Source organism: Clostridium sp. HBUAS56010 (genome assembly GCF_007115105.1).
Classification (GTDB): domain Bacteria; phylum Bacillota; class Clostridia; order Lachnospirales; family Lachnospiraceae; genus Lacrimispora.
This window is the reverse complement of record NZ_SULJ01000001.1, coordinates 833,673-860,331: the sequence shown is the minus strand read 5'-3', so window position 1 is coordinate 860,331 and position 26,659 is coordinate 833,673. Positions and strand designations below refer to the sequence as shown.

Genomic DNA, 26,659 nt, shown 5'->3' with positions numbered 1-26,659 from the left:
TCAAAGGCTCTAACAAGCTTTTGAGATTCCTGTTTTTATATTTATATAACCTTTTTTGATCTTTTTAAAAGCAGACCGCCTAATATCATAATGACAAAAAACACAATCAGATATGCAATTACTGCAGTTCCATGTGCAAACCATGCGGCAATCATCATAAAAACACAGCCCAAAAGAGAGAGGGAGGGCATCAGGAATCTGTTAAAGAAGCCAAGTTCTTTCCCCTTTACCATGAACATAAGAAAAATCGGAATATAAAGGGCATAGATTGTAACAATCGGCAGCTCCGAAGAGTCAAAACTAAAGAATCCAAACCAGTTGGCGGTCAGGTTTGCCCCGTAAAAATACACCAGCCAGATGCCGCATAAAAGGACTCCTAAGACCGCAGAGTTCACAGGCATATTGGTAACTGGGTCAACCTGGCTGAAAATCTGGGGTTTGGGACCGAGTCCTCTTGCTGCAAGGGAATAGATTCCTCTGGTACATCCTAACATCAGCCCGTTTAAAGTGCCAAGACAGGAAATAATGACAAAGATAAACAGCAGGGAACCTCCGGCAGAAGAAAATATTGTTTCAAATGCAAGTTTTGCTCCAGTCTCGCCGCCTGCCATCATGACTTCATTTTTAATCGTTCCTGCCAGCCCGATATAATAAAGAATATATACGGACATGGTAATAAAAGTACCTGCAATCAAAGCCAGCGGAAGATTCTTTTTTGCATTTTTCAGTTCCGCATTGATGCTGGTGGCAATAATCCAGCCTTCGTAGGCAAAACATGCCGCAACAATGGCAGTGAAAAGCCCGCGGGAGGTGCTTTGGGATACATAATGGGTAAAATTATAAACAGTCATCCCGTTGCGGATTCCGGTAATGGTTCCTACAACTGCCATCAAAAAAAGAGGGATCAGTTTAATAATGGTGGTACTCACCTGAAATTTACCTGCAAATACAGGCGATAACGCATTCAGCGCAAAACTTGCCACCAGATACAGGCAGGCAATGGTCATACATTCTCCTCCGGTAATGGAAAAACCGAAGACAACGCTGGTGTAACGGGCAGAAACCCATGCTAGTACTGAGGTAATGGTGGGATAATAAATAATTGCCATAAACCAGCCTACATAATAAGCATAGGTACTGCCCATGGTGGATTCCGCATAATCCACAACTCCGTTTACATACTGGTATTTTGTAGCCATCACGGAAAATGTATAAGCGCAGGAGATCATAATAATTCCTCCGATCACCCATGCAAGAATTCCCTGTTTCAGATTCCCACCCGTGGCGGTCAAAATCTTTTCCGCTTTAAAAAACACACCGCTTCCGATTACAATGCCTACAACCATTGCAATGGCTGTAAAAAGTCCATATTTTTTTTCTAATTTTGGTTCCATCGTTAAAACGTCCTTTTTCTTCAATAGAATTTCTTTCTTATGATTCTATCAGTATTTGCAAAACTCCTCTCATTTTATCACAGAATCTTACATGATTCAGCTATATTTTACCTTTTTGTAAAAATATTTTTTATGAAACATAAAAAGCAGGGGGTGACAATCTTTTCCAATATGCGTTATAATAGAAAGAGACTCTGGGAAAGGAGGAAAGAAACATTGAAGAAAAATCTGACTATCTTATTTGTGTTATTTATTCTTGCAGGAATCATTCTTTTAGCCGGATTTGTGTTTCCGATTCTGATAAAAGCCTTTTTATATGAGCCTTATGTTAAGAGTATTGTGCTTTTTGTCATTTTTGCCATTGTGGTTTTCCGGGGGCGGTTTACCTGGAACAACTATATTATGATTCCCATTGCGGTTGTTACAATTATAGGAACCTTTATGGATTCTGCAGGCAATCCATTTTTTAATAAGCCTTTGGAGTGGCTTGTATCCTCTGTCGGACAGATGCAGATTAATACCAGTGTTTATAATTATGCTCCTGGGGAATACAGCATTACGGATCAACTGAGAATTATAAAAAGTGACGGAAAGATTATGGAGCTTCATACGGTATTTTTATACCTGTACCGTTTTTTCCAGTATCTCATATTTTATTCGGCGGTATCTGTTTTATTTCAGCCTGTTGTAAAATTATTGTCCGGCCGGCAGGTCACGCTGCCAGTAAAAAAAGAAGAGTTATCCTTTGAGATGACGGAAAAGATAGAGGCGGAAAAAAGGAGAAGAGCACAAGCACTTGAACAGCGGCACATCCTTCCTGAGGAGGTCAGAGCATCTGTGCTGACGTTAAAGAGAAATCAGGAACTGATCAAAGCAATAAAACTGGTGCGCAATCATACGGATCTTTCTCTTGGAGAGGCAAAAGAACTGGTGGAAGGGATGGAAGAGTAAGAAATTCCTTCTTAAATTATATCATAGCAGCAAAAAAGTGTGTTTTCCGGGAAAGAAAGCACACTTTTTTTATACGGATGCACCATTATATGGGGAATTTCATGGAACAGCTTGCTGCCATGCCGTTCTTTTCCAGATATTCGGTTCCCCAGGTATAGATGGACCCAAGAATAGGGCGAATGCTGGTTCCTAATTCAGAGAGAGAATATTCCACTTTAGGAGGAACCACAGGATATACCGTCCGGTTAATCAGATGATCCTCTTCCAGCTCTCTAAGCTGCTGGGTCAGCATCTTAGGGGTTGCCTGAGGAATGAGTTTGCGCAGTTCACCAAAACGTAAGGTCTTGTCAATCAGATGCCACAGAATGAGTGCCTTATATTTTCCGCCGATCATTGTTAAAGTGGTGTCAACTGGGCAATGATAAGTAGTACAATTACAATCCATAGATAGAACCTCCTTTAGTATCTTTTTGGGTACTATATTACAATAAAGTGCATACTTGCAAATATCACAATAACTGTCATAATAATAGCATGAGTAATGAGAAACTTCAAGGCGAAACTTATAAAAAAAGGTGAGGTGGATAAAAGTGACAAGTGAAATGTTAAATATAAGGGGCATGACCTGTGCCGCCTGTGCACAGAGAATTGAAAAAACGGTGCGCAAATTGTCAGGAATCAACCAGGCAACAGTCAATCTGGCAAGTGAGAAGCTGTTTGTAGAATACGACAGTAATCAGCTTGAACTGTCTGCGATCAAAGCAGCAGTCACAAAAATCGGATATGAAGTAGCGGAAAAATCCCCCAACTCCAAGGTTACCATTCCCATCGGAGGCATGACCTGTGCCGCCTGTGCAAGAAGAGTGGAAAAGGCGATTGGAAAACTGGAAGGGGTAGAAGAGACTTCCGTCAATTTTGCAACAGAAAAAGCAGTGGTTACTTACGATCCACAGTCAGTAAGACTTTCTGCAATCCGTGGAGCCATTGAAAAGGCAGGTTATGAAGCGCTGGAAGCCAATAAGGCAGATGCAGCAGATGAAGACCGGGCGAGAAAACAGCGGGAGATTAAGATTCTCTGGACAAAGTTTATTGTTTCAGCCGTATTTTCAATTCCCCTTCTCTATATCGCCATGGTGCCCATGATTAAGATCGTTCGTCTGCCTTTCCCGGCAGGAATTGATCCCATGCAGTTTCCTCTTCTTTACGCATTAATTGAACTGTTTCTTGTGGTTCCGGTTCTTGCAGTGGGATATCGGTTTTATACCGTTGGATTTAAGGCACTGATTCAGAGAAGCCCTAACATGGACTCATTAATTGCGGTGGGAACAACCGCAGCAGTTCTATATAGTATTTATAATACATTTCAGATTGCAGACGGTCATTTTATGGCAGTGGATTCCCTGTATTTTGAAACGGCAGGCGTGATTATCACCCTGATTCTTCTTGGGAAATCTTTAGAAGCTGTTTCCAAAGGAAGAACCAGTGAAGCCATTAAAAAACTTATGGGTCTGGCTCCGAAGACGGCTACCATTCTGGTCGATGGAACAGAAAAAGAAATTCCTATTGACGAAGTGGAAATCGGAGATATAATTTTAGTAAAGCCAGGAGAAAAGATTCCTGTTGACGGAACCGTAATCAGCGGTCATACTGCCATTGATGAATCCATGCTGACTGGAGAGAGTATGCCGGTGGACAAAAAAGACGGAGATCCGGTTTATGCGGCTTCCTTAAATACCACAGGTGCGGTGCAGTTTAAGGCAGAGAAGATCGGCAGCGATACTGCACTGGCTCAGATCATCAAGCTGGTGGAGGATGCCCAGGGATCCAAAGCCCCCATTGCCCAGATGGCAGATATTGTATCCGGGTATTTTGTTCCGGTGGTTTGTGCGATTGCACTCGTAGCCGGAATTGCATGGTACTTTGGTACCGGAGGAGATTTAAAGTTTGCACTGACTATTTTTATCTCGGTATTAGTGATTGCCTGTCCCTGTGCTCTTGGTCTTGCAACACCTACTGCGATTATGGTAGGAACGGGAAAAGGAGCAGAGAACGGAATTTTAATTAAAGGCGGAGAAGCACTTGAGACCGCCCACAGGATTAATACCATTGTATTTGATAAGACAGGAACCATTACAGAAGGAAAACCAACGGTAACAGATGTTCTCCCGACCGAAGGCATATCAAAAGATCATCTGCTTAAGCTCACTGCTTCCGCAGAAAAAGGTTCAGAACACCCTCTGGGTCAGGCAATTGTAAGGGGTGCTGGAGAAGCGGGACTTGAGATTCTTGCCACAGAGCAGTTTGAATCTCTGACAGGAAGAGGAATTGAAGCCATAATAAACGGAGAAACTGTTCTTGCAGGGAACCGGAAACTGATGGATGAAAGAGAGATTTCTTTAGCAGGAATGGAGGAAAGTTCCGACCGGCTGGCAGAAGAAGGAAAGACTCCAATGTATGTAGCTCTTAACGGGAAACTGGCTGGTATTGTTGCCGTGGCGGACGTTGTGAAAGAATCCAGCCGTGCAGCCATTGAAAGCCTTCATCAGATGGGCATTGAAGTAGCCATGATTACAGGTGATAATAAAAAGACAGCCGCAGCCATTGCAAAACAGGTTGGAATTGACCGTGTTCTCTCAGAAGTTCTTCCCCAGGACAAATCCAGTGAAGTGAAGAAGCTGCAAAACGATGGAAGAAAAGTTGCCATGGTAGGAGACGGAATCAACGATGCTCCGGCACTTGCCCAGGCAGATATCGGAATTGCCATTGGTTCAGGAACAGATGTTGCCATGGAATCCGCTGACATTGTACTGATGCGGTCTGATTTAATGGATGTGCCTACGGCCATACATTTGAGTAAACAGACTATTCGAAATATCAAACAGAATCTTTTCTGGGCATTTGGCTATAACGTAATTGGCATTCCCATTGCAGCAGGTCTTTTACATCTTCTCTTTAACGGTCCGCTGTTAAACCCGATTTTCGCAGCGGCAGCCATGAGTTTAAGCTCTGTTTCTGTGCTGACCAATGCCTTGAGACTTAAGAGATTCAAACCAGTAACAGGAAAGAGGTGATCAGGCATGAAGAAGAATGGACAGTTAATTGCAGCCGCAGCCATAGCCGTAATCGTGGTAGCCGGTATTGCCACAGCAGCCATTAATAAAGCAGGAGGTCTTGATGTGGTGGGCAAAGATTCTGCTTCTGCCTTTGGAGCTGTTTTAGATGCAGATCCAGAGCTTGTAGAAGCAGAGGAGGATCATGCAGGCTGGGCTTTGAATGCGCCAGACAAAGCCGTACGTTTTATCTGGAGTGAGGATTACAGCCGCAGCCCGGTCTATGACGTAATGCTTGAGTTTGATGCCGCTCCGTTCCTGGAAGCGGGTCTGGATACAGAAAAGCTTCCCGAAAACTATCAGTTCTCCGATGGACTGATTACCGTAGGAACCAGACTTTCCAATAAACCGGCAGCAGAGAAAGAAGAACTTTCTCCATTGCTGGCATATGAAAAGATCGTAAAGAAAGCCCGCAGTTCCATTAACTATCATACTGCCATGGATCATTACGGCGTAAAGCTGGGAGACGGCAATATGTTTGAGTGGGCAAAGAATATGGAGAAGAATACAGTAACAAGTGAAAACCAGGATAAGGACATTGTTTTTGTTCTCAATCCAGAGCCTCTGATAGAGGCAGGGGCTGACCCTGAAAAAGTAGATGGCTGGGTGTATGCCACAGTTCCAGTTGAAGAAGACGGAAAAAATGTGGATGTATATAAATTTTTAAAACCCTTTGATTTAAAATAAAATATGATAATGGAGGTAATACAGATGTCAAAGACAATTATTAAAGTAGAAGGAATGTCCTGTGAACATTGTGTTAAAGCAATTACAAATGCAGTAGGAGCCGTAGACGGTGTATCAAATGTATCCGTTGATTTAGGGGCAAAGACAGTAGCCGTTGATCATGACCCGGAGAAAGCACCGGTAGAAAAGATCAAGTTTGAAATTGAAGATCAGGGCTATGATGTAGTGGAATAAAAAGATCGGGAACTGCCTTTTGGCGGTTCCCGCTTTTCCTGTTTATTTTGAAAGAAATTGAGGTGTCAGGATGAGTAAGAATAAAAAGAATATACTGGTTGTAGATGACGAACCAAAGATTATGGAGGTAGTCTGTGCTCTCCTGGAAAGCAGAGGACTTCATCCGATTCCTGCAGAGAATGGAAAAAGGGCTTTGGAGATATTTGATGCAGAGAATATTTCCCTGGTTTTGCTGGACCTGATGCTTCCCGATCTTTCAGGAGAAGAGGTATGCACCGCCATCCGCCAGAAATCCAGGGTTCCCATTATCATGCTGACCGCCAAAGTAGAGGAAAATGATGTGGTGGAAGGTCTGGAACTGGGGGCCGATGATTATGTGATGAAACCCTTTGGATTAAAAGAGCTTTACGCAAGGGTAGAAGCAGTTCTGCGACGTACAGAACCGGATCTGGTGCCCCTTACCAGGCGTAACTCGTGGAGAGAAGGAGATCTTGTGGTTGATTTTGAGAAGAATGAAGTACGCAAAAAAGGGCTTGCAGTAACCTTAACCCCAAGTGAGCGCAATATCTTATCTGCTCTTATCAAATATCCTGGAAAAGTATTTACCAGAGAAGAACTCATTGAAGCAGCTCTTGACAAAGGATTTGCAGGGTATGACAGAGCCATTGACAGCCACATAAAAAATATCAGAAAAAAGGTGGAAGACGATCCAAAGTCTCCTGTCTATATTCTTACAATTCCAGGGCTTGGCTATAAGTTTGGAGGATAACCCTTTGAAAAGTCTGAGAAAGCAGTTATCACTTACCATATTTTTGGTTCTTTTTCTCACAATCACATTAATCGGTATTTTATCAAACTGGTTTATCAACCGGGAATTTGAAAAGTATATGACCCAGCTTGGTAAGGAACGAAGGGAAAATGTGGTGGAAGAATTGGGCAGGCAGTATGATAGCTTAAAAAGAAACTGGAAGCTTGATTATGTTCATGCAATCGGTATGAATGCCTTATATGACGGCTATATTATAAAACTTTATGATCTGGGCGGAAATGTGGTCTGGGATGCAGAAAATCACGATATGAGTCTTTGCGGACAGATTATGAATGAAATCTCCATCCGTATGGAAGAAAGAGGATCAAGGGGCGGTTTTGTTGATAACCGTTATGATCTCAGTCAGAGCGGGAAAAAGACAGGTACGGTATCCATCAAATATTATGGTCCCTTCTTTATGAATGAAGCAGATTTTGATTTTATTAACGTAATGAACAAGGTCCTTGCTGTAATTGGAGTATTTTCTGGAATCTGTTCTGTGATTGTGGGATGTTTTCTTGCACGGAGGATTTCAAGACCTGTGACAAAGACCGTTTATATTGCCAAGCAGATTTCAGAGGGGAATTATGATATCCGGTTTGAACCGGGGACCAGAATCAGGGAACTGGACGATCTTGCAACAGCCATCAACCAGCTTTCCGATGCTCTGGGCAAACAGGAGAGTCTCAGAAAGCGGCTGACCGCTGATGTGGCACATGAACTTCGTACGCCTTTAACCTCTTTAAGTTCCCATTTAGAAGCCATGATGGAAGGGCTGTGGGAACCGACTCCAAAACGTCTGCACAGTTGTTTTGAAGAAGTAAAACGGCTGGGAACTTTAGTGGCAGATCTGGAACAGCTTGCCAGAATGGAAAGTGAGAATCTGGTTCTGAAAAAATCCAGAATTGATCTGTTAGAGATTGTCCAGATCGTGTCAGAAACCATGAATGGAGAGATTCGAAAAAAAGACCTTACATTTCAGATGGAGGGAACATCTGCTTTTGTGGAAGCGGATGGAGCCAGAATCAGTCAGGTGGTTACCAACCTTTTATCCAATGCCGTGAAATACACACCCGTTAGAGGAGATGTAATTGTTCATGTGTCAGAACAAGGTGGATTTGGAGTGATTGAAGTAATAGATACTGGAATCGGTATTCCAGAAAGAGAATTACCCCTTGTATTTGAGCGGTTTTACCGTTCTGATAAATCCAGAGACCGTAAGACCGGCGGTGCGGGAATCGGACTTGCCATTGTCAAATCCATTGTAACGGCCCATGGAGGAACGGTAGAAGCCAAAAGCGGAGGAGATAAGGGAAGCTGTTTTACGGTTAAGATTCCGAAAGGAGACCATTAAAAAAAGAGGCGGGAGCGAATCCCCTGCCTCTTTCTTTGGTCTGTAGCGTGTCTGAACGTTCATTGCTTTCATCTGCATATCCTAATGATTGGGAACGTTATCAATCAAAGTAAACTTGCTTTTATTATATGTAAGGATTCCTTCCACCTGTAATTTGCTTAATTCATTAGAAAGAGCGCTCCGGTCAATGGAAAGGTAATCAGCAAGCTGCTGTCTGTTAAATGGAATATAAAAAGTGGAAGAATTACTTTTTAAAGATTCTGCGGACAAATAAGACAGAAGTTTTTCCCGGATGGTTTTTTTAGACATATGCTGCATCTTTTTTGTTAAAACCATGTTTTTTCTGGCAATGGAAGATAAAAAGTTCTGGATCAGCCGGGTGTGAAAGGAACAGGCGGAGCTGCATACGGTCATGATCTTGTTAAAATCCAAAAAGATCACGTCACATTCTGAATCGCATATTACGCTCATCTCAATCGGAAGAGAGGAGATACAGGCATAGGTTTCAGCAAAGAGATTGCCAGGAAGAACTTCGGATATAATGCTTCTCTTTCCCCAGAAATCTTCCTGTATAATCAGTGCGGCACCAGAAACAAGCATTCCTACTGAACGAATGTAATCACCGCTTCGAATGACAAATTCATCTTTTTTATAATGTTTCATATGGGCGGACAGGCATTTTAACATGGATTCGATTTCTTCAGGCGTTACCCCTTGAAACAAATTTGATTTTTTTAAAATTGGAAGATACTCCTTCATTGGTTCCACCCCTTTTAATTATTTTTGAAAATGTTGTAATAACAACTGAATTGATGTAAATATTATATTATAATCAACATACAAAAGCAAGGGAAAGATAAGGAGGAAGACAGATGGCAGAGAAAATATTAAAAAATATCGCTCATGAAGAAGTAGTGACATTATCTGATTTAGTCAGTGTTCAGGAAGGGCAGATTGTAAGTAAAACTCTTTCTCAGAACAGTTATGTAAGCATCACTCTTTTTGCCTTTGATAAGGGAGAAGAGATCAGTACCCACGAATCCAATGGCGATGCCATGGTATCTGTCCTGGAAGGGAAAGGGAAATTTACCGTAGACGGAAAAGAATACCTTTTAAATAAAGGAGAGACCCTTGTTATGCCTGCGAAAAAACCACATGCAGTATACGCAGAAGAATGTTTTAAGATGTTATTGGTTGTGGCTTTTTAATGGGGTCGGAATCATTAAAAAGTAAAGAAAGGTTCGAAAAAGATGACCAGCAAAAAGTTACAGGATGAACTGACGGGAGTGCTGATTGGCCTTGCAAGGACCTGCAGTACTCATCCCAAACTTCCAACCACCACAAAAGTAATTGTGGAAGGATTATTTACCACCATACCCAATGAAAATTTCGATGAGGAGTCTATCCATCAAATGATCAAAAAGGTACAGGAAGAAAAAAGTCGGGTTGCGCCAGGCTGCAGTTCCTGTCTCTCCGTCTGCGGGAACACTTCTGATTTTGATATGCGGGAGATCTGGGAGGCGGATGAGGAGATTCGTTCCTTAAAGTCAAAGATTTTGTCTGGAGCCAGAAGTATGGCAGCCTATGTATATCATGCCATGAACCTTGGCTATGAAGATGAGGACTTGAATTACTTTTTTTACAAGGCTCTGTCCATCATCAGTTTTGACTTAACCCCGTCACAGCTTGCCCCGGTTTGTGAGGAAGCAGACGAATTGTATTTAAAGTGCATGGAGCTGTATCATAAGGCAGATACTGAGAAAGCACCAGCTTTATAATAGGAAAACATAGTAACGGCAAACAAAGAAAAGGAGAATGAATGATGATAACGAAAGAAATGTATATTGGAGAGATTTTAAGAATAAACCCTGCATACGCAGAGATTTTAATGGCAAGTGGTATGCACTGCCTTGGCTGTCCGTCTTCTCAGATGGAATCCTTAGAAGAGGCATGTATGGTACATGGAATTGATGTGACAGGAATTCTTGAGCAGTTAAATCAGTAATAAAAACAACAGAAAAGAGGAACAGCATGAGCGCGTTTTTAGGACCCATTCACGTTTGGTTATATAATAAAATTAAATTTCAGGATGCCATGGTTGATGTGATTCTTGATTTGGCACAGGAAAAAGGCATTGGAGAAGGATTAAGACAGAAGACTGACAGCAGGTATGGCACATTGCCGGAAGGTAATTTAGAGGATCTTGTGGATACCGGCAACATTCACGGCTGGCTTCAGGAACGGGTAAGTCTGGTGGAGAATCGGCTTGCCTATGTGGTGACAAGTCTTTTGGAGTCTGATCCCGGCAGTCTTGATCTTATGGAAGAAGCTGTCTATCAGCTTGGAAAAGAAAATTCAATTGAAAATATTACCACAGCCAAGGCGGCTTTTGAATTTTTAGACAGTAAGCTGTTAAACGGAATGCCTTGCGATCATGTGAATGAAGTAATTGAGAATACAGAAGAACGGCTTGTATACAGACAGGCGCAGGATATTCATGAAGCTTACTGGTCCATCATTCACGGAGACGTGAATCACTATAATACCTTACGTGAATCAATGATTAAGGGAATGCTTGATGGTTCCGGAATAGAATTTAATCAGATTGAGGATCAGGTATACGAAATAAGGAGATGAGCGTATGTTCGGAATTGAACTGTTAATGAAAGAGCATGAAAATATACTGACATTTACCGCTTTTTTAAGAAAGATCTGTTCCGGTATTTTAAACGGAGAACCTGTAGATGGAAAGCTTTTGAGGGAATGTGTGGAATTCGGAAGAAATTATGCGGATAAACATCATCATGGCAAAGAAGAAAAGATTCTGTTTCAGTTTATGCTTGATAATATGGGACCTGTAGCAGAAAAGCTGATCCGAAACGGCATGCTTGTGGAACATGATCTTGGCAGATTATATCTTTCTGATCTGGAAAAGGCAGTAGAAGAATATGAAAAAGATCCCATTGATGATCATAAGCTGGATATTATTGCCAACGGAGTTGGATATGGTGCTTTGTTAAAGCGTCATATTGAGAAAGAAGATGAAGTTGTATATACCTTTGCAGAGCGTGCCTTAACCGAAGACCATAAAAAGGCAGTGAATGCGGAAACCGAATCTTTTGAACGGCAGGCAACAGAACAAGGGGTTCAGGATCATTATCTGTCCTGGTTACAGGAAAAGGTAAAATAACAGGATCTTAGATACATCCCAGGATCATACGAAAGAAGGAAGCCGGGAATATGGAACTGAAACATTATATGGAACAGCACGAAAGAATCAAAGAAGAACTGGAGCAGTTGAAACTGCTTTTAAGAAAACCAGAACTGGAGCAGGAGGCATCTGATCTTGCTTTTCATATCAACAGTCTGGCTGGAAAGCTAAAGATTCATCTGTCTTCGGAAGACCAATACCTTTACCCCTTTTTTCGTCGGTCTGGTGATATAAAACTTACGACAATGGCAAATGATTACCAGAAAGAAATGGGTGGCTTAATGACTGTATTTACGGAATTTAAGGAAAAGTACAATACCAAAGGAAAGATTTTGTCTGAGAAAGGCACCTTTCATGGGAGAATAGAGGTAATCATCCGCAGTATTGAAACCCGCATGCAAAAAGAAGAAAGCGGGCTGTACCGTCAGGTGAAATAAAGGTGTTGACATGAAGGAAAGTCCCTTTGCAGGGGCTTTTTTTCCGTTTCTTCCTACCTGTTCTTGTGTAAAAACAAGAAGTAGAGTACAATAGAAAAAGGACAGGAGTGAGGGAAGAATATGAAGAAAGAAGAAGGATATCATACCCATATATCGGCAGATGGCACAGAACTTTCCCATCGTCATGGAGATGGACATGCCCATACACATAAGAATACAAAGGTTGTGTTAAACCGGCTGTCCCGTGCCATCGGACACTTGGAATCGGTAAAGCGGATGGTAGATGACGGAAGGGACTGCAGCGAAGTGCTGATACAATTGTCAGCCGTCATATCAGCTCTTAACAACACGGGCAAGGTTATTATAAAGGATCACATTGAAAATTGTATTGTGGATGCGGTTGAATCCGGCGATAAGAAGGCAATTGAAGACTTGAACCGGGCGATTGACCGTTTTATGAAATAAAAACCAATTGCCCAAATTTGTATTTCGAAGTATAATTATTCGAAGTGTGTTTTTTATTCCTGCTAAAAAGATATAATATTTTAAGAAAGAGGTAAATCAATTGTTGAATCAGTTTTCAAGAACCCAACTTCTTCTTGGTGAAGACGCCATGGGTCAATTGATGGGGGCAAAAGTTGCTGTCTTTGGTATTGGGGGAGTTGGCGGATATGTGGTGGAGGCGCTGGTAAGAAGCGGAATCCACTCCTTTGTGCTTGTTGATGACGATAAGGTATGTTTAACCAACATTAACCGCCAGATCATCGCCACAAGAAAGACAGTGGGTAAATATAAAGTAGAAGTCATGAGAGACAGAATTTTAGAGATTAACCCGGATGCACAGGTGGAGATGCACAAGTGCTTTTATCTGCCGGAGAATGCCGGTGATTTTGATTTTAAAGAATATGATTATGTGGTAGATGCGGTAGATACCGTAACGGCAAAACTGGAACTGATCATGAGGGCAAAAGAAGCCGGTGTTCCTGTTATCAGTTGTATGGGAGCAGGTAATAAGCTGGACCCTGCCAGTTTTGAAGTTGCCGATATTTATAAGACGACCATGTGTCCTCTTGCAAAAGTGATGAGAAGAGAACTGAAAAAAAGAGGGGTCAAAAAGCTGAAAGTGGTGTATTCCAAGGAAAAGCCTACAAGGCCGATTGAGGATATGTCAATTAGCTGCAGGACCAACTGTATCTGTCCGCCAGGGGCAAAGCATAAGTGTACAGAACGAAGGGATATTCCCGGCAGTGTGGCATTCGTTCCTTCTGTGGCAGGACTTATTATTGCAGGAGAGGTAATTAAAGATCTGGCGAGGGAAGACAACGGTCTTAACAGGAGGACATCCCATGCCTTATGAGAATACAGAGAACAACGATGTAATCCTGTCCCTGGATCGGCTGAACCAGTTGGACAAGACTCAGTATGTACTCATTGATGTCAGGGATCAGACTTCTTATAACCACGGATTCATTCCAGGTGCTATCCGGGTAGATATGGATTCCATATTAAAAGGAGATTATACTCCCGCAGAAGGCCAGACTGTGGTTTTATACTGTTTAAAAGGGATTGTCAGCGTGGATGCGGCCAGATACCTGACAGAGCAGGGATTTTCTGCATACAGTCTGGAAGGCGGTTATGGAGCATGGCTGATTCATTCCATGGAAGAAGAGAAGAAAGCGGGCAATGACCAGCGGCTTGCTGAGATTGAAAAAAGCCTTCGTAAGAAATTCCATAAGAATATTTTCAGCCGTTTTGCAAAGGCGGTCAACCAATACCAGCTCGTAAAGGAAAATGATAAGATTGCGGTCTGTATTTCAGGCGGAAAGGATTCCATGCTCATGGCGAAGCTGTTTCAGGAACTGAGACGGCACAACAAGTTTCCCTTTGAACTGGTCTTTCTTGTCATGGACCCTGGTTACAATGAGATGAACCGGCAGGTCATTGAGAGCAATGCCAGACTTCTTAACATTCCAATTACCGTATTTGAGACGGAGATTTTTGATGCGGTTTATGACGTGGAAAAGTCTCCCTGCTATTTGTGTGCCAGAATGCGGAGAGGGTATTTGTACAGTAAGGCAAAAGAACTTGGCTGTAATAAGATTGCGCTTGGACATCATTATGACGATGTGATTGAGACCATTTTGATGGGAATGATGTACGGAGGACAGATTCAGACCATGATGCCAAAGCTTCACAGCACCAACTTTGAAGGTATGGAACTGATTCGTCCCATGTATCTGATCCGGGAAGATGATATTAAGGCGTGGAGAGATTATAACCAGCTTCGTTTTATTCAGTGTGCCTGCCGGTTTACCGATACCTGTACCACCTGCAGAACCGATGGCAGCACCGGATCAAAGCGGGTAGAGATAAAAGATCTGATAAAACAGCTAAAAGAGGTCAACCCTTATATTGAAGGAAATTTATTTAAAAGTGTAGAAAATGTAAATTTAAATACGGTCATCGCGTATAAAAAGGATGGGATTACTCATCATTTTCTTGATGAATATGATTTAAACAGGTAATTAGCAGGAAGTTCCTGTAATTTACCCTTGATATACATACTAACCTTGTGGTAAAGTATGATTATGGAGGTTATGTCTTATGAAAATTTCAACCAAAGGACGCTATGCGATCAGACTAATGATAGACCTTGCAGAACACAATAATGGGGAATATATTACTTTGATGGACATTGCAGAGAGACAGGAGATTTCAGAGAAGTATCTGGAATCCATTGTTTCCATTCTCAGTAAGAACGGTCTGTTAAATTCCCTTAGGGGAAAAGGAGGCGGGTATAAGCTGGCGAAAGCTCCCGAACTCTATACCGTGGGCAGTATTTTACGGCTGACAGAAGGATCTCTTGCTCCTGTTGTCTGTGTCGAAGGAGAAAACAATAGCTGCAACCGGGCATCCCAGTGCCAGACACTTGAGATGTGGGAAGGTTTAAACAAACTGATTAATGATTACTTTGACGGGATCACCATTGCTGATCTGGTTCAAAAAAGTGGTTACGCTGACAATTACATCATATAAAATGGGAATGTGAAAGCAAAACAGGATCGGATGATATTAGCCGGTCCTGTTTTTATGTTACAAATGTATTTCCAGGATAATTTCCCGGTTTTGAGAACAATGTAAGAAAATGGATGCGTCCTGACTGGTATTTAGTGGTATAGTTTTAATTAATTGTTTGTTTTTTGGAGAATTACGGTAAGAAAATGTTAAATTACAGAAGCAAGCCTTGTTTTTACCAGAAACTTAGAAGAATTTGACTGAAAAGGAAAATTCCATTTCTTTCCACTGGTAAAATGGGAATAAGGGTGCTATCATATAAATGTAACAAAAAAGAAATACAAAAGAAACACAAAATTAACATTAACGTAATAATTCCAAGGAGGAAAATGAATTGAGAAAATTAACAGCACTGGGCTTAATGACACTGACTTTAACAAGTATGATTCCCTTAACGGCAAATGCAGCAGTAAGGTGCAATACCCCGTCCTTCGGCGGAAATGTAGTAACAATCAGCGGATATGGTAACCCTGATGATTTATTAGCAAAAATGAAGCAGTATGGTGTAAATGGTAATTTTGCAAATATTTCTGATCTGAACCAGTTTTTAAACAACTGTAAAAACCAGGGCGGCAATAATTATTACAATAATGGTAATAATAAGGGCAATAACAATAATAACAACGGCAACAATAATAACAATGGCAATAACAACAACGGTAATAATAATAACAACGACAATAACAATACCGGAACCGACACTTCGAATAAGACCTATACACAGCAGGTGGTTGATCTGGTAAATACAGAGAGAGCCAAAGAAGGTCTGTCCCCTCTTACCATTGATCCAAGTGTTGAAAAGGCTGCAACTGTAAGAGCTAATGAAATTCAGACCCAGTTTGACCATACACGTCCAAACGGAAGTTCATTTTCAAGTGCTTTAAAAGAGCAGGGAGTGAATTACCGGGGAGCAGGAGAGAACATTGCCTGGGGTCAGAGAAGTCCTCAGGAAGTGGTAAATGCCTGGATGAACAGTGCCGGACACCGTGCAAACATCATGAACAGAAACTTTACACATATCGGAGTAGGCAACACTCAGAACGGCAGCGGAACACAGTACTGGGTACAGTTATTCACATATTAATATACATATAAAATTTATAAAAGCTTAATCCCGGTTCAGTGCACAGGCAGTGAATCCGGGATTTTCTGCATTGTAGAAATGGTGTGTGCATATTAACCCGTTGACAAAGTATGTTTTACAAAGTAATATTAAAGTACCACATGCAAGACCGAATGAAGTCTGGAAAAGGAGATAAACATATGGGAAAAATATATACATCAGCCGATCAGCTTATTGGAAGAACACCTCTTCTTGAATTATCAAATATAGAAAAAGCAATGGGGTTAAAAGCCAGGATTTTAGGCAAACTTGAGTATTTCAATCCGGCAGGATCTGTGAAAGACAGAATTGCCAAAGCGATGATTGATGACGCAGAAGCGGCAGGAATATTGAAACCGGATTCTGTGATTATTGAGCCTACATCGGGAAATACTGGTATAGGGCTTTCTTCCGTGGCAGCAGCCAGAGGATACCGGGTCATGATTGTGATGCCGGAGACCATGTCTTTAGAGCGTAGAACCCTAATGAAGGCATATGGAGCAGAACTGGTTCTTACAGAAGGGGCGAAGGGCATGAAAGGTGCTATCGCAAAGGCAGAGGAATTATCGAAAGAGATTCCGGGCAGTTTTATTCCAAGCCAGTTTAACAATGCTTCCAATCCAAAAGTTCACAGAGAAACCACTGGTCCGGAGATTTACGAAGACACGGATGGGAATGTGGACGTGTTTGTAGCTGGTGTTGGAACAGGCGGAACTGTGACGGGAACAGGAGAGTATTTAAAATCTAAAAATCCGGATATTAAAATAGTGGCAGTAGAGCCTGCGTCTTCTCCTGTATTATCCAGGGGAACGGCAGGACCTCATAAGATTCAGGGACTGGGAGCCGGTTTTGTGCCCAATGTGCTGAATACGAAGATTTATGATGAGGTAATTTCTGTTCAGGATGCAGATGCTTTCGAAACCGGTAAAAAGATCAGTAAGATGGAAGGAGTCCTGGTAGGAATCTCTTCCGGTGCTGCCGTATGGGCTGCCATTGAGCTTGCAAAAAGACCGGAATATGAAGGCAAGACCATTGTGGTTCTTTTGCCGGATACGGGTGACCGGTATTTGTCCACGAACCTCTTTACCGACTAATGTATCTGCCTACGATCAAACAGGATACTTGACAAGATTAGAATAGAATTCTTATAATGGTTACAACACCTTTAGCAGTAAAAGGTTGTGTATCCGGTTTTATATTCAGTGTTTTAAATAAATAGAAAATGAAGAATAGGAGATGTTATTATGAGTACAAAGCAAATTGGTGTTATTGTTGGCAGCCTTCGAAGAGATTCTTTCTGCCGTTCCGTTGCAAATGCAGTTATCTCAGTGGCTCCCCAGGATTTATCCCTGCGTGTGATTGAGATCGGTGATTTACCTATGTTTAATCAGGATTATGACGATGACGGGAATGCTCCTGAATCATGGACCAGATTCAGAAATGAAATTAAAGAACTGGATGGAGTTATTTTTATTACACCGGAATATAACCGTTCGGTTCCTGCTGTTTTAAAAAATGCAATTGATGTTGCTTCAAGACCTTATGGAAGCAATGTATGGGATTCCAAAGCGGGCGGCATTATCAGTGTGACACCAGGAGGTCTTGGAGCGTTCGGAGCCAATCACCATCTGCGCCAGCCTATGGCTTTCTTAAATGTTTTCATGATGCAGCAGCCAGAAGCGTATATCAGCGATGTAGCAGATTACGTTGATGAAAAGGGTACATTTGTAAATGAGAGAAAGCTTGGTCATCTGAAAGAATATATGGAAGCGTTCTCCCAGTGGGTGAACCGAGTTTCTGCTTCTTAATCAGAACAGAAAAGAAAACGCCTGTCATACCACAGTTTCTTTATTGAGACTGTGGTATTTTTTGTTTCATGGCAGTTTTGTGCAGATAAAAATAATTTTCCTGACCATGTTGACTTGTTCCAGGTTTAATGCTATATTAAAAAAGTATTATCCATATATGGAGTATAAGCGTGATCCCGTATTCTACTTTACAAAGTCAACCCCTGCATGCTTATGCTCCATTTTGGAAGAATAATGGGGGCATACAGAAGTGAAAAAGCAAAAAAAGCAAGGAAGCACATCGGGATTTTTATACAGCCTGAAACTACATAAGGGAGAACAATCAATTAAAAAAACACTCCTGGGAAAAATTATTGGTCTGGCAGTTCTGATTTCTGTATTCTATGGAATTGCCAATGGCATTGTTCTCTACAATGATGCAGGGACTCATATGGAAACCCGGTTGATTGAGAACAGGAACGCTTATTGTCTGGCAATCAGGAATGCGATAGACGGATACTATAGTAAGATTGAGCTGCTGGCTCAGAATGAATTTATCACTGATCCATCCAGACCGCTGGAAGACCGGAACAGGATTATGGCAGATCTGGCTCAAAAGAATGGATTTATGGAGGTGGCGGTTGCTGATTCCAATGGATCAACCACTACAGGGGCGCAGATAAGCCAGAGAGATTATTTTAAGGAATCCATGTCCGGTAAGACCTATCTCAGTTCTACATTTGCCAGTTCTATTGATAATAAAATTATTATGGTTGTAGCCACACCAGTTAACAGCGGTAAAGGAGAAGGCATTGTTTATGCAAAGCTGGACAGTGATACATTTACTGAGTTGATTGAAGATGTGGCAATCGGTGCATCCGGATATGGTTTCGTTGTGGACAAAGATGGAAAGTATCTTGCTCATCCGGATTCCTCCAGCGTAACCAAGGAACTGAATTATATAGAAAAGGCAAAAGAGGATTCATCCTTTGCCCATTTGGCAGCGATGATAAAGAATATGACGGAGGGGAAGACCGGAACAGAAACAGTTTTATATAAGGGAGCAAAGCAGGTTGTCAGCTATATGAGCATTCCGGATACTGATGGCTGGTCCATTGCAGTGACTGCCAAAACCTCTGAGATGCTGGGAAGTTTTTATACTTCTGTAGGAGTAACCTTGCTGCTTATGTTCATCTTTGTTCTGTTTTCGGTGTTTGTTGCTTTCCGGATAGCCAATCCTATTGTGAATCCCATCATTGCCCTGGTGAAGAGAATCGAGGATCTTTCCGAAGGAGATTTACATTCCCAGGTGCCTCAGGTTCAGTCCGGTGATGAGATTGGTAATCTGTCAAGAGCCTTTACCATTACAGTGGAAGGGCTGAAAGAATATATTGAAGAGATAACGCTGGTTCTTAGCAGTCTGGAGCAGGGAAACTGTACAGTGGAGACTGCCAGGCAGTATAAAGGGGACTTTACAGCCATAAAAGTGGCTCTGGACAAGATTATATGGAACTTAAATTCTGTTTTTTCCAATATAAAAGATGCTTCTGACCAGGTTGCAGGTGGGGCGGACCAGGTATCCAGTGCAGCTCAGGCACTGGCATCGGGAGCTACAGAACAGGCATCTACAATCGAAGAACTGAACGCTGCAGTTACGGGAGTTACACAACAGGCAGAAGAGAATGTTGCCAATGTAAAGAAGGCGACCGAATATGTGGCACAGGCAGATGCAGGAATCAAAGAAAGTAACAGTCATATGAAGAACTTAAACCAGGCGATGGGGGAGATCAGCCAGTCCTCTGAGAAGATATCTTCCATTACAAAGGTAATTGAAGATATTGCTTTTCAGACTAATATTCTTGCATTGAATGCGGCAATTGAGGCAGCCCGGGCAGGAGATGTGGGAAAAGGTTTTGCAGTTGTAGCCGACGAAGTGCGTAATCTCGCGGCAAAGTCTGCAGAGGCTGCCAAGCAGACAGCAGAGCTGATTGGACATTCGGTGGAGACTGTTTCTAATGGGGAAAAACTGGCAATAGAAGCAGACCAGATTTTAAAAGATGTAACAGAAAAGGCAAGGCTGGCAGAACAGTCTATCCGCAGGATTGAAGCAGCCTCTTATGAACAGGCACAATCCATAGAACAGATTAATCAGGGGCTGTTCCAGGTTTCTTCTGTGGTTCAGACCAATGCTGCCACAGCAGAAGAAAGTTCTGCCTCCAGTGAGGAACTTGCAGCTCAGGCACAGACCTTACAGGAAGAAGCCGGCAGATTCACTTTAAAGGAAGAAAAAAAGTAATGGAGCAGCCATAAGGAAATCATGAGAAGATCAAGAAAAGCACCTGTGATAAAAAAACAGGTGCTTTTCTTTTGTAATATAATTTTTTTGTCAACAGGCACAAATACACAGGAGAAAATTGTCGAATTATAGAAAAGAAGAGTTGTCGGTTTTACCCATATATGGTATAATATACAAATTCTCAGTGATTATAATCAGGAGGCGCAGAGCCATGAAATATTTGAAAAACAAATTATTACTATTTGTCTCATTGCTGTTGGGATTTACTGTGATTTTCTTAACAACAATTTCTTCCATTCTTTATTATAACAGCTCTATGAAGGAATCAAAAAAGAATTCCTCTTATCTTGCTGCGGCATATCAACAGGGAATAGATTCTGTTCTCAACATTTACCGGAACCAATTGAGTATTACGGCATCAGGGAGTTTCCTTACCAACAAAACAACACCGTCTGAGCGGTCTTTGCTGCTGCAGGAACAAGCCACTGCATCAGGTTTTGCTTACATAACCGTAGCGGATGCCCAGGGAGGGAATGACAGGGGAGATCAGATCGCAGATCTTACATTCTTTCAGACAGCAAAAAGCGGCAAAGCCAGTATTTCAGATCCATTTTTAAACCGGGACAAGCAGCTTGCCTTTTATGTAGGTGCTCCTATTGGCAGTACTGGTAACGTGTTATATGGAGTTTTGCCTTATCAGACCATCAGCGATGATCTGACAAAGATTAAGATTGGGGAAAGCGGTTATGCCTTTGTGGTGAATGGAAATGGAATTACCGTGATTCATCCGGATCCGGAGAACGTTTCTAATCCCAAAGATTATGTGAAGCTTGCAAAAGAGAATTCTTCTTATGCTCCTACAGCCAGGATATTCCAGAGGATGATGACTGGGGAGACAGGAACGGGATTCAGTTTTTACAATGGACACCGGCGTCTGGTGGGATTTACTCCCCTTGCCGGACCGGAAGGCTGGTCCGTTGCAGTTACAACGCCTCTGACTCAGATTGAAAGTGCCGTGAGATTTACCATTGCCATGTGTGCTGTGACAGGAATATTGCTTCTGGCGGCAGCGATTGGTGTGACCCGTATATTTGCTCTCAGGGTTACACAGCCGATTATAACGGCTACCAGGCGGATTGAACGGCTGGCAGAGGGGGATATTCTTGGCGAGATTCAGCAGACGAAAGGAAAAGATGAGGGTGCCCGGCTTATCATGGCTCTGGAGAATACCATCTATGGGCTGCGGACTTATATTTCCGACATTTCCAGGGTGCTGAGCAAAGTTGCATCAAAGGATCTGTCTGTAAAGAGTTCTGTAGAGTATAAGGGAGATTTTCTTCCGATCCAGACGGCTTTAGAACAGATACTTGCATCATTAAACGGCACACTGCTTCATATTGCCCAATCCACAGATCAGGTCCGTTTAAGTTCCGAACAAGTGGCTGTAACCGGACGGAATCTGGCAGAGAATTCCTCTGAGCAGGCATCAACAACAGAAGCTTTAACCAGTTCCCTTGATAAGGTTTCCGGATACATTAAGGAGAATGCGGATCATTCTCTTTCCATGAAAGATATGACAGAAGCAGCGCTTTTGGAGACCCGGCGGGGCAATGAAGAGATGGAGCGTCTGCTTGAATCCATGGCAAGCATTGATGAGTTCTCCAAGAAGATTCAGAGCATTGTGAAAATAATTGATGATATTGCATTCCAGACTAACATCCTGGCACTGAATGCGGCAGTAGAAGCGGCACGTGCAGGAGATGCCGGAAAAGGATTCTCAGTCGTTGCAGATGAAGTGCGCCAGTTGGCATCAAAGAGTGCAGATGCAGCAAAACAGACCACAGATTTAATTCACAGTACCATAGAATCTGTAGCACAGGGCAAGCAGAATACGGAACAGACAGCAGCCGTATTCCAGACGATTGTAGCGCAGACCAATTCCATCAATGATCTTGTGTCAAAAATTTCCAGCTCTCTGGAAAGCCAGTCCCGCAGTGTGGAGGAAGTGGAACAGGGAATGGAAAAGATATCCATGGTCACTCAGGCAAACTCAGCTACAGCGGAGGAAAGTGCGGCAACCAGCGAAGATTTATTAAATCAGATGCAGAATTTAAAAGATCTGATCATGGAATTTCACATGGAAGAGTCTGGAGAGGAACAGGGAGTTTGATAAAAAAGCATTGACAAATGAATGAGGTCACAGTATAGTAAACATATATAATTAGTATGAATAGGGAGATTAAAGATATGAAGACGAGCTGCATGCAAGACATGAATCTTATCATGAAGTGCTGTTGCTGCTGTAGATGCTTCCATGGAAGAAATACAGCTTATTTATGTACGCGTTCTAATATCTGAGATCCAGACTTTATCTTGTAATAGAGAGAATCAATGGAAGAAGCAGGTATGTTCGTTTACCTGCTTCTTTTCTATGAATACCGAGGGAGGAATGGTTTTATGAGTCAGAATGTTAAGGAAGGGGAGAGGGGAAGAAATCATGGATTTTGAATTTATTCGTGAGAATGCGCCGCTTTATGTGGAAGCAGCAGGCATTACACTTCGCATCTCTTTATTTGGAATTGTGCTTTCAACCGTAATCGGACTTTTATGCAGTCTGATTAAAGTATTTAAAGTTCCGGTACTCAAGCATGTGGTAAGTGTTTACATAGAGATATCAAGGAACACCCCGCTGCTGATCCAGTTGTTTTTTTTGTATTTTGGTCTTCCCAAGCTTGGAATTGTTTTAAGCTCAGAAGGCTGTGCCATAACAGGTCTGGCATTTTTGGGAGGAAGCTATATGGCAGAAGCTTTCCGGACGGGAATTGACCAGGTGCCTTCCATTCAGTCAGAAACCGGACTGAGTCTGGGTCTTACCAATGGGCAGGTGTTCTGGCATATTATACTGCCTCAGGCAATCGGAACTTCGGTGCCTGTATTTTGCGCCAATATCATTTTTCTTATCAAAGAAACTTCCGTATTCAGCGCTGTAGCGTTGGCGGATTTAATGTTTGTGGCAAAGGATCTGATTGGAATTTATTATAAGACAGATGAAGCCCTCTTTATGCTGGTAACTGCATATTTGATTATTTTGCTTCCTATTTCGTTGCTTTGTTCCTGGATAGAAAGGAGGGTCCGTTATGCAGAATTTGGGAATTCAAGTGCTGTTCCAGGGAAATAACTTTCTCCGGCTTCTTGGGGGACTGTGGGTGTCTCTCCGGATTGCAGTGATTTCCATGGTCTTATCCATTCTATTAGGACTCCTTATGGGAATGGTCATGACAAGTCCCAAAAAACCCATTCGTTTCATCTGCCGCATCTATCTGGAGGTAGTCCGGATTATGCCTCAGCTGGTACTGTTGTTTTTGGTGTATTTTGGTGTTGCCAAGCATTGGAATGTGAATCTTTCCGGCTCAGCCGCCGCTGTCATTGTCTTCACTTTCTGGGGAACTGCAGAGATGGGGGATCTGGTACGAAGTGCGCTTCAATCCATTCCGGTCCACCAGTATCAAAGCGGTTTCGGGCTGGGAATGACAAAGATACAGGTGTACCGGTATATTATCATTCCCCAGACTGTGCGGAGACTTCTTCCCTCGGTGATGAACCTTTTAACGAGAATGATTAAAACAACCTCTCTGGTTGTGCTTATTGGTGTCATTGAAGTTGTTAAGGTGGGAAAACAGGTGATTGATGCATCCAGATATACGGTTCCGGATGCTGCCCTTTGGGTATATGGGGTTATATTTATCTTGTATTTTGCAATCTGTTTTCCGTTTTCCAGAGCAGCCGCTCTGCTAGATAAAAAATTAAAGGATTGAGAAAAATGAAGCAGGAAATCATTCTAAAAACAGAAAATTTAAAGAAATCCTATGAAAACGGGCATTTGGTTTTAAAAGATATTTCGTTCACATTGGAAAAAGGCGAAGTTGTTGTTATTGTTGGTCCCTCCGGTTGTGGAAAAAGTACCTTTTTACGATGTCTTAATATGCTGGAGCCTATTGATTCCGGAACCATACGGTTTAAAGACCAGGTGATTGAGCGAGATAGAAAAGATGCTTATGAAATCAGACAGAAGATCGGTATGGTCTTCCAGAGTTATGATCTGTTTCCCCATATGACCATATTAGGCAATATTCTTTTAGCACCCTGTAAGGTTCAGAAAAGAGAAAAACAGGAAGTTATAAAAGAGGCGGAACAGTTATTAGAAAGGGTTGGTCTGCTGGATAAGCGGGATGCATATCCAAGACAGCTCTCTGGCGGTCAGAAGCAGAGGGTAGCCATTGTAAGAGCCTTAATCATGCATCCGGAGATTTTACTGCTTGATGAGATCACAGCGGCATTAGACCCGGAGATGGTAAGAGAGGTTTTACAGGTAGTGCTGGAACTGGCAAAGGATGGAATGACCATGGTGATTGTAACCCATGAGATGGAATTTGCCAAAGCGGTATCCGACCGGGTCCTGTTCATGGATCAGGGGCTGGTGGTAGAAGAAAGCCAGCCGGAGGAGTTCTTCTCTTCTCCTAAGACTGACCGAGCAAAACAGTTTTTAAATACGTTTCATTATGAAGCGATCTAAATAAAGGAGGCATTATTATGAAAAAGAAGTTATTAGGTGCATTATTAGGGATTTCCATGGCAGCAGGTCTGCTTACAGGCTGCGGTTCTCCAGCAAAGGATCAGGCTGAAGGCCCAAAACAGGGAGCAACAGCGACAGCAAGAACTCTTTCCGAGATTAAGGAATCAGGAACTATTAAAATCGGTGTATTCAGCGACAAGAATCCATTTGGTTATGTAGATTCCAACGGAGAAGTTCAGGGATATGATATTTATTTTGCAAAACGTCTTGCAAAGGATTTATTAGGCAGCGAAGATAAAGTAGAGTTTGTATATGTAGAAGCAGCCAGCCGTGTGGAATACTTAAAATCTGCAAAAGTTGATGTGATTTTAGCAAACTTCACAGTAACAGATGACAGAAAAGAGCAGGTGGATTTTGCACTGCCTTATATGAAAGTGGCACTTGGAGTTGTTTCTCCTGATGACAAACTGATTACAGATCCGGCAGATTTAAATGGCAAGACATTAATCGTGGTAAAGGGAACCACAGCAGAGACTTATTTCTCCAAAGAACACCCAGAGATCAAGCTGTTAAAGTTTGACGAGTACCAGGAGGCATATGATGCACTGTTAGACGGAAGAGGGGATGCGTTCTCTACAGATAATACCGAAGTTCTTGCATGGGCACTTCAGAACAAAGGCTTTACTGTTGGAATTGAATCCATTGGTAACACAGATACCATCGCACCGGCTGTTCAGAAGGGCAATACAGAACTGCTGGAATGGATTAATACAGAGATCGAGACACTTGGGGAAGAACAGTTCTTCCATAAAGATTTTGAAGAGACTTTAAAACCTGTTTATGGAGACGAGATTCATCCGGAGAATCTGGTTGTAGAAGGCGGAAAAGTAGAATAATCCAGAAAAAGAGAATAATTGAGAAAAAATCATTGGCAGGACGTGTTGACGTCCTGCTTTTTTTGTCTTATTATAACAGTGTTATATAACGCTGTTATAATTATGAGGAGAGAATATGAACACACAGGTCAATGGGACCCGACAGGCTATTTTAGATGCGGGAAAGAATGAGTTTATGAAATATGGCTATGAGGGAGCTTCTCTGCGGAGAATTGCAAAAGAAGCTTCTGTGACTACGGGAGCCATCTACGGATATTTTCCAGGGAAGGAGGCGTTATTTGATGCCCTGGTGGGTGATGCGGCTGACGGACTTCTGGATATGTACCGGAGGGTTCATTCAGAATTTGCAGAACTTTCTCCCGAAAAACAGGCAGAAGCACTGGAATGGATTACCGATGAGTCGGTTCCGGAAATGGTTGATTATGTTTACGACCGGTTTGATCTGTTCCAGCTTCTGTTTTTGAAAAGCGGTCCCGGGTACTGTGACGATTTTCTGAATCAGTTAACAGAGATAGAGGAGCAGTCCAGTTGGGAGTTTATTAATGCCATGAAGGGACTGGGGCATGAAGTGATGGATGTTGATGAGACCCTTATTCACATTATTTCCCGTTCTTTTTTAAGACAGCTATGGGAGTTTGTGGAACATCAGGTTCCAAGGGAAAAGGCAGTCTCTTACTCCCTGGTATTAGGACAGTTCCAGCATGCGGGCTGGAAAAAGATCATGGGGATCTAAGAAAAGGTAAC

The 26,659-nt window shown here is 42.3% G+C and carries 29 protein-coding genes; 26 read left to right on the top strand and 3 right to left on the bottom strand.

Translation table 11 applies throughout. The annotated features are described in order from the left end of the window. Positions 1-41 precede the first annotated feature (41 nt). Positions 42-1,394, bottom strand: a complete 1,353-nt coding sequence (locus FAY33_RS04140; RefSeq protein WP_143319474.1) for an APC family permease — start codon at positions 1,392-1,394, stop codon at positions 42-44. A gap of 216 nt (positions 1,395-1,610) precedes the next feature. Here FAY33_RS04140 and FAY33_RS04135 point away from each other — a divergent pair, with 216 nt between their 5' ends. After that, positions 1,611-2,345 (top strand): hypothetical protein, encoded by a 735-nt coding sequence (locus FAY33_RS04135; protein ID WP_185967474.1) that lies wholly within the window; start codon positions 1,611-1,613, stop codon positions 2,343-2,345. An 85-nt stretch (positions 2,346-2,430) separates the two neighbouring features. Here FAY33_RS04135 and FAY33_RS04130 read toward each other — a convergent pair whose 3' ends face one another. Beyond that, a complete protein-coding gene (locus FAY33_RS04130) occupies positions 2,431-2,790 on the bottom strand; it encodes a helix-turn-helix domain-containing protein (RefSeq protein WP_143319472.1) in 360 nt (119 codons plus the stop codon). A gap of 145 nt (positions 2,791-2,935) precedes the next feature. Here FAY33_RS04130 and FAY33_RS04125 point away from each other — a divergent pair, with 145 nt between their 5' ends. The 5 genes from FAY33_RS04125 (at position 2,936) to FAY33_RS04105 (ending at position 8,538) form a co-directional block, all read left to right on the top strand. Then, positions 2,936-5,416 (top strand): heavy metal translocating P-type ATPase, encoded by a 2,481-nt coding sequence (locus FAY33_RS04125; protein ID WP_347562651.1) that lies wholly within the window; start codon positions 2,936-2,938, stop codon positions 5,414-5,416. A 6-nt stretch (positions 5,417-5,422) separates the two neighbouring features. Then, entirely contained in the window at positions 5,423-6,142 is a 720-nt protein-coding gene (locus FAY33_RS04120; protein ID WP_143319471.1) for a hypothetical protein, read from the top strand. 24 nt (positions 6,143-6,166) lie between these two features. Continuing rightward, positions 6,167-6,376: a copper chaperone CopZ gene (gene copZ, locus FAY33_RS04115; RefSeq protein ID WP_143319470.1), complete on the top strand. Its 210-nt coding sequence runs from the start codon at positions 6,167-6,169 to the stop codon at positions 6,374-6,376. A 70-nt stretch (positions 6,377-6,446) separates the two neighbouring features. Beyond that, positions 6,447-7,145 carry a response regulator transcription factor gene (locus FAY33_RS04110; protein ID WP_143319469.1) on the top strand — a complete coding sequence of 233 codons (699 nt, stop codon included), beginning with the start codon at positions 6,447-6,449 and terminating at the stop codon, positions 7,143-7,145. A 4-nt stretch (positions 7,146-7,149) separates the two neighbouring features. Further along, positions 7,150-8,538 (top strand): HAMP domain-containing sensor histidine kinase, encoded by a 1,389-nt coding sequence (locus tag FAY33_RS04105; RefSeq protein ID WP_143319468.1) that lies wholly within the window; start codon positions 7,150-7,152, stop codon positions 8,536-8,538. Between the two features lie 81 nt (positions 8,539-8,619). Here the strand turns inward: FAY33_RS04105 and FAY33_RS04100 are convergent, their stop codons facing one another. After that, complete coding sequence (locus tag FAY33_RS04100) at positions 8,620-9,297, bottom strand: Crp/Fnr family transcriptional regulator (RefSeq protein ID WP_143319467.1); 678 nt, start codon at positions 9,295-9,297, stop codon at positions 8,620-8,622. A gap of 113 nt (positions 9,298-9,410) precedes the next feature. Here FAY33_RS04100 and FAY33_RS04095 point away from each other — a divergent pair, with 113 nt between their 5' ends. The 20 genes from FAY33_RS04095 (at position 9,411) to FAY33_RS04000 (ending at position 26,648) form a co-directional block, all read left to right on the top strand. Further along, entirely contained in the window at positions 9,411-9,746 is a 336-nt protein-coding gene (locus FAY33_RS04095; protein ID WP_143319466.1) for a cupin domain-containing protein, read from the top strand. A gap of 42 nt (positions 9,747-9,788) precedes the next feature. Next, the gene (locus tag FAY33_RS04090; RefSeq protein WP_143319465.1) at positions 9,789-10,316 is read left to right on the top strand and encodes a hypothetical protein; all 528 of its coding nucleotides are present in this window, start codon (positions 9,789-9,791) and stop codon (positions 10,314-10,316) included. A 41-nt stretch (positions 10,317-10,357) separates the two neighbouring features. Continuing rightward, complete coding sequence (locus tag FAY33_RS04085; protein ID WP_143319464.1) at positions 10,358-10,543, top strand: DUF1858 domain-containing protein; 186 nt, start codon at positions 10,358-10,360, stop codon at positions 10,541-10,543. 26 nt (positions 10,544-10,569) lie between these two features. After that, entirely contained in the window at positions 10,570-11,175 is a 606-nt protein-coding gene (locus FAY33_RS04080) for a hypothetical protein (RefSeq protein WP_143319463.1), read from the top strand. A 4-nt stretch (positions 11,176-11,179) separates the two neighbouring features. After that, positions 11,180-11,728, top strand: a complete 549-nt coding sequence (locus FAY33_RS04075; RefSeq protein ID WP_143319462.1) for a hemerythrin domain-containing protein — start codon at positions 11,180-11,182, stop codon at positions 11,726-11,728. Between the two features lie 50 nt (positions 11,729-11,778). After that, positions 11,779-12,186, top strand: a complete 408-nt coding sequence (locus FAY33_RS04070; RefSeq protein ID WP_143319461.1) for a hemerythrin domain-containing protein — start codon at positions 11,779-11,781, stop codon at positions 12,184-12,186. Positions 12,187-12,306: 120 nt separating this feature from the next. Beyond that, the gene (locus FAY33_RS04065) at positions 12,307-12,651 is read left to right on the top strand and encodes a metal-sensing transcriptional repressor (RefSeq protein ID WP_143319460.1); all 345 of its coding nucleotides are present in this window, start codon (positions 12,307-12,309) and stop codon (positions 12,649-12,651) included. Between the two features lie 100 nt (positions 12,652-12,751). Beyond that, positions 12,752-13,543 carry a tRNA threonylcarbamoyladenosine dehydratase gene (locus FAY33_RS04060; protein ID WP_143319459.1) on the top strand — a complete coding sequence of 264 codons (792 nt, stop codon included), beginning with the start codon at positions 12,752-12,754 and terminating at the stop codon, positions 13,541-13,543. Next, entirely contained in the window at positions 13,533-14,711 is a 1,179-nt protein-coding gene (locus tag FAY33_RS04055; RefSeq protein ID WP_143319458.1) for an ATP-binding protein, read from the top strand. Before FAY33_RS04060 ends, FAY33_RS04055 begins: the two co-directional genes overlap by 11 nt. Positions 14,712-14,790: 79 nt before the next feature. Then, complete coding sequence (locus FAY33_RS04050) at positions 14,791-15,222, top strand: Rrf2 family transcriptional regulator (protein WP_143319457.1); 432 nt, start codon at positions 14,791-14,793, stop codon at positions 15,220-15,222. A 373-nt stretch (positions 15,223-15,595) separates the two neighbouring features. After that, entirely contained in the window at positions 15,596-16,345 is a 750-nt protein-coding gene (locus tag FAY33_RS19250; protein WP_243126549.1) for a CAP domain-containing protein, read from the top strand. A gap of 179 nt (positions 16,346-16,524) precedes the next feature. Beyond that, positions 16,525-17,457, top strand: coding sequence for a cysteine synthase A (cysK, locus tag FAY33_RS04040; RefSeq protein WP_143319455.1), 933 nt, complete (start codon positions 16,525-16,527; stop codon positions 17,455-17,457). A 150-nt stretch (positions 17,458-17,607) separates the two neighbouring features. After that, positions 17,608-18,171 (top strand): NAD(P)H-dependent oxidoreductase, encoded by a 564-nt coding sequence (locus FAY33_RS04035; RefSeq protein ID WP_143319454.1) that lies wholly within the window; start codon positions 17,608-17,610, stop codon positions 18,169-18,171. Between the two features lie 250 nt (positions 18,172-18,421). Beyond that, positions 18,422-20,446 carry a methyl-accepting chemotaxis protein gene (locus tag FAY33_RS04030; RefSeq protein ID WP_143319453.1) on the top strand — a complete coding sequence of 675 codons (2,025 nt, stop codon included), beginning with the start codon at positions 18,422-18,424 and terminating at the stop codon, positions 20,444-20,446. A 211-nt stretch (positions 20,447-20,657) separates the two neighbouring features. Continuing rightward, complete coding sequence (locus FAY33_RS04025) at positions 20,658-22,616, top strand: methyl-accepting chemotaxis protein (RefSeq protein WP_143319452.1); 1,959 nt, start codon at positions 20,658-20,660, stop codon at positions 22,614-22,616. A gap of 327 nt (positions 22,617-22,943) precedes the next feature. Continuing rightward, on the top strand, positions 22,944-23,624 hold the full coding sequence (locus FAY33_RS04020) for an amino acid ABC transporter permease (protein WP_143319451.1): 681 nt from the start codon (positions 22,944-22,946) through the stop codon (positions 23,622-23,624). Further along, positions 23,584-24,261 carry an amino acid ABC transporter permease gene (locus tag FAY33_RS04015; protein WP_143319450.1) on the top strand — a complete coding sequence of 226 codons (678 nt, stop codon included), beginning with the start codon at positions 23,584-23,586 and terminating at the stop codon, positions 24,259-24,261. The genes FAY33_RS04020 and FAY33_RS04015 overlap by 41 nt, the downstream gene beginning before the upstream one ends. A gap of 5 nt (positions 24,262-24,266) precedes the next feature. After that, positions 24,267-25,019 carry an amino acid ABC transporter ATP-binding protein gene (locus FAY33_RS04010; protein ID WP_143319449.1) on the top strand — a complete coding sequence of 251 codons (753 nt, stop codon included), beginning with the start codon at positions 24,267-24,269 and terminating at the stop codon, positions 25,017-25,019. 17 nt (positions 25,020-25,036) lie between these two features. Further along, complete coding sequence (locus FAY33_RS04005) at positions 25,037-25,915, top strand: cysteine ABC transporter substrate-binding protein (protein WP_143319448.1); 879 nt, start codon at positions 25,037-25,039, stop codon at positions 25,913-25,915. A 115-nt stretch (positions 25,916-26,030) separates the two neighbouring features. Next, entirely contained in the window at positions 26,031-26,648 is a 618-nt protein-coding gene (locus FAY33_RS04000) for a TetR/AcrR family transcriptional regulator (RefSeq protein ID WP_143319447.1), read from the top strand. The last annotated feature ends 11 nt before the right edge of the window (positions 26,649-26,659 follow it).

Bases quoted from the DNA above. Each gene is read 5' to 3' on its own strand.
- FAY33_RS04075 (WP_143319462.1), top strand. From the start codon at position 11,180: ATGTTCGGAATTGAACTGTTAATGAAAGAGCATGAAAATATACTGACA.
- FAY33_RS04055 (WP_143319458.1), top strand. From the start codon at position 13,533: ATGCCTTATGAGAATACAGAGAACAACGATGTAATCCTGTCCCTGGAT.
- FAY33_RS04090 (WP_143319465.1), top strand. From the start codon at position 9,789: ATGACCAGCAAAAAGTTACAGGATGAACTGACGGGAGTGCTGATTGGC.
- FAY33_RS04120 (WP_143319471.1), top strand. From the start codon at position 5,423: ATGAAGAAGAATGGACAGTTAATTGCAGCCGCAGCCATAGCCGTAATC.
- FAY33_RS04035 (WP_143319454.1), top strand. From the start codon at position 17,608: ATGAGTACAAAGCAAATTGGTGTTATTGTTGGCAGCCTTCGAAGAGAT.
- FAY33_RS04070 (WP_143319461.1), top strand. From the start codon at position 11,779: ATGGAACTGAAACATTATATGGAACAGCACGAAAGAATCAAAGAAGAA.
- FAY33_RS04130 (WP_143319472.1), bottom strand. From the start codon at position 2,790: ATGGATTGTAATTGTACTACTTATCATTGCCCAGTTGACACCACTTTA.
- FAY33_RS04140 (WP_143319474.1), bottom strand. From the start codon at position 1,394: ATGGAACCAAAATTAGAAAAAAAATATGGACTTTTTACAGCCATTGCA.
- FAY33_RS04005 (WP_143319448.1), top strand. From the start codon at position 25,037: ATGAAAAAGAAGTTATTAGGTGCATTATTAGGGATTTCCATGGCAGCA.
- FAY33_RS04095 (WP_143319466.1), top strand. From the start codon at position 9,411: ATGGCAGAGAAAATATTAAAAAATATCGCTCATGAAGAAGTAGTGACA.
- FAY33_RS04100 (WP_143319467.1), bottom strand. From the start codon at position 9,297: ATGAAGGAGTATCTTCCAATTTTAAAAAAATCAAATTTGTTTCAAGGG.
- FAY33_RS04080 (WP_143319463.1), top strand. From the start codon at position 10,570: ATGAGCGCGTTTTTAGGACCCATTCACGTTTGGTTATATAATAAAATT.
- FAY33_RS04015 (WP_143319450.1), top strand. From the start codon at position 23,584: ATGCAGAATTTGGGAATTCAAGTGCTGTTCCAGGGAAATAACTTTCTC.
- FAY33_RS04020 (WP_143319451.1), top strand. From the start codon at position 22,944: ATGGATTTTGAATTTATTCGTGAGAATGCGCCGCTTTATGTGGAAGCA.
- FAY33_RS04025 (WP_143319452.1), top strand. From the start codon at position 20,658: ATGAAATATTTGAAAAACAAATTATTACTATTTGTCTCATTGCTGTTG.
- FAY33_RS04050 (WP_143319457.1), top strand. From the start codon at position 14,791: ATGAAAATTTCAACCAAAGGACGCTATGCGATCAGACTAATGATAGAC.
- FAY33_RS04085 (WP_143319464.1), top strand. From the start codon at position 10,358: ATGATGATAACGAAAGAAATGTATATTGGAGAGATTTTAAGAATAAAC.
- FAY33_RS04110 (WP_143319469.1), top strand. From the start codon at position 6,447: ATGAGTAAGAATAAAAAGAATATACTGGTTGTAGATGACGAACCAAAG.
- cysK (WP_143319455.1), top strand. From the start codon at position 16,525: ATGGGAAAAATATATACATCAGCCGATCAGCTTATTGGAAGAACACCT.
- FAY33_RS04010 (WP_143319449.1), top strand. From the start codon at position 24,267: ATGAAGCAGGAAATCATTCTAAAAACAGAAAATTTAAAGAAATCCTAT.
- FAY33_RS04000 (WP_143319447.1), top strand. From the start codon at position 26,031: ATGAACACACAGGTCAATGGGACCCGACAGGCTATTTTAGATGCGGGA.
- FAY33_RS04065 (WP_143319460.1), top strand. From the start codon at position 12,307: ATGAAGAAAGAAGAAGGATATCATACCCATATATCGGCAGATGGCACA.
- copZ (WP_143319470.1), top strand. From the start codon at position 6,167: ATGTCAAAGACAATTATTAAAGTAGAAGGAATGTCCTGTGAACATTGT.